Annotated in this window: 3 protein-coding genes and 1 pseudogene; 3 read left to right on the top strand and 1 reads right to left on the bottom strand. The window is 58.6% G+C overall.

Annotation, left to right across the window (positions count from 1 at the left end):
- Nucleotides 1-627 (bottom strand): annotated as a pseudogene (locus tag ACIREA_RS28100) (DUF5009 domain-containing protein); the annotation flags it as partial.
- Nucleotides 628-1,310: 683 nt separating this feature from the next.
- On the opposite strand from ACIREA_RS28100, the gene ACIREA_RS28095 reads away from it, so the two are divergent.
- The 3 genes from ACIREA_RS28095 to ACIREA_RS28085 form a co-directional block, all read left to right on the top strand.
- A complete protein-coding gene (locus tag ACIREA_RS28095) occupies nt 1,311-2,522 on the top strand; it encodes a tetratricopeptide repeat protein (protein WP_397385632.1) in 1,212 nt (403 codons plus the stop codon).
- Nucleotides 2,523-2,855: 333 nt separating this feature from the next.
- Complete coding sequence (locus ACIREA_RS28090; protein ID WP_397385631.1) at nt 2,856-3,572, top strand: hypothetical protein; 717 nt, start codon at nt 2,856-2,858, stop codon at nt 3,570-3,572.
- Between the two features lie 168 nt (nt 3,573-3,740).
- Nucleotides 3,741-3,932 (top strand): hypothetical protein (locus tag ACIREA_RS28085; protein WP_397385630.1); only part of this gene is annotated, 192 nt, incomplete at its 3' end.

The raw sequence follows: 3,932 nt of genomic DNA, 5'->3' as shown, positions 1-3,932 counted from the left end.
GAAATGATTCAGCAGCCAGACGTCGAAGGCCCAGCCTGCGTTGCGGTTGTGGTTCCAGTGGGCAAAAAATCCGTCGAAATCGTGAGTCCAGACTGAAGGGACGTTCCAGGCGGTGGGGTCGGCATGAGGGGGGATGACGGGGTGGAGGGCGTAGATGAGCCAGTGCAGCACGATGAAGGCGGCAAAGGCCACCACACGCGTGCGTGTGCCGCAGAAGGCGAGGGCGAAAACGGGGAGGTAGGCCAGGCCCATCTGGGTGAGTGTTTCGTCAAAGGTCCAGAGCGTCATCTGGCGGTCGAGGCTGCGGATGAAGATGCCGAGACAGATGAGACCGAGGGCACGCCAGACGGCGTGCTGGGTCATTTGACGTGGCGTGTCGCCTTTGGCTGCGCGTGAGGAGAGGCTGAAGACCATGGAGACGCCCATGAGGAAGACGAAGGATGGCATGAGGAGATCATGCAGTGAGCAGCCGGTCCAGGGGACATGGGAGGTGTGGAAGCGGATGAAACGCCAGACGGGGCTGTGCGGGAAACGCGCGGCCACTTCGTCGAGAAGGAGGAGTTCGTGAAATCCGATCAGGAACAAAGCGATGCCGCGATAGGCGTCGAAGGAGGCGAGGCGTTGCATCAGATGCAAACGCCTCCTTTAGGGAAAGTTTCGCTTATTGGGAGAAACTACCCGGAGATTTATATCTTCAACTCCATGAGGATGAGTGCACTGCGTAAGGCCTGCCCGCGTGAATGGCACTGGAGTGAGGGTGGTGAGGGTGGTGAGCGTGTTTTTTTGTGTGGCTGCCGAATCGATGGAATCGTTGCTGGCAGCGGCGTTCTTTTGTCGGATGCGGCGCTGCTCCCGGAGGCATGGGACACCCAGCGCTTTCCTGCTGGATCAGGGCAGCAGGGACGTTCGTTTTGCCGCAGAGGGGCAAAGAGGCAGAGGTGGCAGAGATTGAAGAGGGTTCGGAAATTGGATGAGGTGAGGGAGGGCGAAGGCTTTGGGGGCAGGCGACGGCGAGTCCCAGAGAAGCTTCAGAATTCGAAAAGCGCGGGGACATCAAGGAGGAAGGAACCCGTCGGGTTTCAAGGTTCGCGAAGGATGAGTCTTGGAATCAAATGCGTGGCATCTTTGCGGCATCTTTGCGGCATCTTTGCCTGATAAAGGAGCGGACATTGTCGTAGGCGCGGTCTATAACGTCAAAATCCGCCCGTTACTCTACCTTCAAGGTTCATTGCGCCAGGAAGACATGAAAGACCGCCGGACAAGCCAAGCTCAAAGCCGCCTGCATCACCACGCATCCAAGCCCGCCCTTTATGTTTTTAACCGCTCTCAAAATGAAGCTCGCCGCCTTCGTCGCGGTCGCCGGTATCGACACTGCCGAACTGCCCGGAGCCTCCCAAGAGTTCACGGACATTCTCACCGCGCTGAAGGCTGATCAGGACCAGTTTGTTCAAAGCCCAGGCGCCGGCCTGGATGTAGGCAAGTCTTTCAGTACCGCCGTCGAGAAAGTCCGCGCGCTGGCCCAGAAGAATGACAAGGACGCCGTGTATGCGCTGGCCCGTTGGGGAGTGCTCGGTGGATCGGACATCAACGAAGTCGCCGCCCTGTACCGCAGGGCAGCAGGCGCGGGCCAGATCCTTGCCAAGACTGAACTCTCTCTACTGCTGACGCAGACTGGCGCGAAGAACCCTAAGAAAGTGAAAGAAGGCATCAAGCTGATCCAAGAAGCTGAAGCCGCAGATGAAAAGATCGCACGTCGCATGCTGGCCCAGTTGCACCTGCAAGGTGTGACTGAAGGGGACAAGGGCAAGGTCGTGGTGGAAAAGAGCACCGCCAAAGCGATGGCGCTGCTTGAAAAAGGTGAAAAGGCAGGAGACGGCAGAGCCACTCTTGGTCTCGCACAGATCTACTCCGTCGGAATCGAAGGCATCCCCCAGGACCATTCAAAGGCTCTGACGTATCTCGTCAAAGCTTGCAATCAAGGCGACGGAGACGCGCTCAATTCCTTTGGCGGTCGTCTGCTGAATGGCGATCCCGACACCCCGGAAAGTCCCAAACTGCTGGCAAAAGATGTGCCTGCCGTGCTGGAGATGCTCCATCAAGCCGCCGAAAAAGGTCTTGCTCCTGCGAACCTCATCCTCGGTCAGATCTATGAACAGGGTCTCGGCCCTGATGGCGCTGATGTGAAGCGCAATGTGCCCAAGGCCTTTGATTACTACAGCAAGGCTGCCTACGGCAATGACGCCCAGTCTCTGTTCCGTCTCGGCAATGCCTGTGAAACGGGCATCCTCAAAGCCCCTGGCGACAAGGCCAACATCCTCATCCAGCCGGATCCCAAGAGAGCCCTGAACTTCTACCGTCTCGCAGCGGCAAACGGTCTGCAAGAGGCGTACTTCAATCTTGGCGTGTTTTATGAAACCGGCATAGGCGTGGACAAAGATCTGGCCAAGGCTCGTGCATTCTTTTCGCGTGCGGCGCTGGGCGGGGTGGCTCAGGCGCAGAAGCGTCTGGACGCCCTCAAATAAAAACGCTTTGGGGGAAGGGTGGCTGGCGATGGTGAATGGCTGGGACCCTGTCAGGAGGCGGAGCTGCGGTGGGGAGAGGATGGGATCGGGAGGTGGGTGAGCTTGGGGAGCCGAGTGTTAGCTGCGCCGTGGCTTGGCCCGTATCTATGGCAATTACGCGCCAAGGGTGGCCGATAAGAGCCAGTTTAAGTGATTGCTGACGTGTGGTTTGCGCTTGCTTAGCGCATTAAATGCCCGGCCTCTTGCTGAGGCGAAGGTCGGGAGAATCCCTAGAGCAGGTCGTGTTTGGTGGCAAGGCTTGACGTCAGTGCCCGCGTGTGGTCGAATGGCAGCATGAGAATACTGCTTACCTTGGTCACGTTTTTTTCCTGCTCAGCTCTGGGACAGGCCCAGGAGATGTTCAGCCAATACGAGATACTGGCGCGCCAGTATGCGGCGTCCACGGGGCAGCCTTATGAGCTGTGCCTGAAGGCGCTGCAAATTGGGGCCTGGTGCAAGGCCAATCCGCAGGGTGGCACGGTGAACGGGCAGGTTTACGATGCGCAGGCCACGGCGGCTCAGCTGGCCGAAGCGAAGAGAATTTTGACCCCCATACAGGCGGCGCAACCTGCGGCGCCGACGCAACCTGCGGTGCCGACGCAGCCGCCCATCGGCAGTGGTGGTCTTTCAAACCGGCCTGCCGTCCCGGTGGGACGCAGCGCCAATGACCCCCAGCGCATGGCTGAGCAGCTGGCGCGGCAGCAGCGCCAGAATGCCGGCCAGAATGCCAATCAGGGCGGGGGCGGCAACGCCCTGTCTTTCCGCTTTCTCCTCAAAGGCGATTTTGCAGGCTTCTCAGGGGTTCACACATTCACCATGGATAACGGCCAGGTGTGGCGGCAGACGGACAACGTCGTGACCCGGCACAATCCGGTGATCCACAATCCGACGGCCATCCTCACCATCTATCGTAATAACAATACCGCGGGAACGACCGGCATCCTGGAAGTGGTGGGGGTGCCAGGAAGCGTGCAGGTGCAGCTGCAGCAGCCGATTATTCTGCTGAGGTGAGCGGGGTGTGGTGAGGCTAGGGAAGCGCTGACCAATCATTCCACGCATCTTATCCAGAACTGTGTGCCTACGGAAGACGGACCCGAAAAGAAGAGGGCTGTATGCCTGGCAGCTTGCTCCTCGCAGTTTAAGCGTGACAAGTCGTCCGCTGGGTTATTCTTTTGGAGAATGAAATGGGCTCCATTGATACTGCTGGTTGGTTTGGGCATGGTGGCGGATTGCGCGTGGGGAGGAGAGGCGGTGGTGAACTCTTTGGGGATGAAGTTTGTGGAGGTGCCTGGAAAGAGGGTTTTGATGTGCATCCATGAAACGCGGAAGGGCGATTATGCGGCCTATGCGAAGGAGAGTCCGAAGATCGAC

The sequence above is a fragment of the Prosthecobacter sp. genome (assembly GCF_044373815.1).
Taxonomy (GTDB): Bacteria; Verrucomicrobiota; Verrucomicrobiia; order Verrucomicrobiales; family Verrucomicrobiaceae; genus Prosthecobacter.
The sequence above is the reverse complement of the archived record's forward strand: the minus strand, read 5'-3'. Positions and strand labels throughout refer to the sequence as shown.

Coding starts and splice junctions, on each gene's coding strand:
- ACIREA_RS28095 (WP_397385632.1), top strand. CDS start 1,311: ATGTTTTTAACCGCTCTCAAAATGAAGCTCGCCGCCTTCGTCGCGGTC.
- ACIREA_RS28090 (WP_397385631.1), top strand. CDS start 2,856: ATGAGAATACTGCTTACCTTGGTCACGTTTTTTTCCTGCTCAGCTCTG.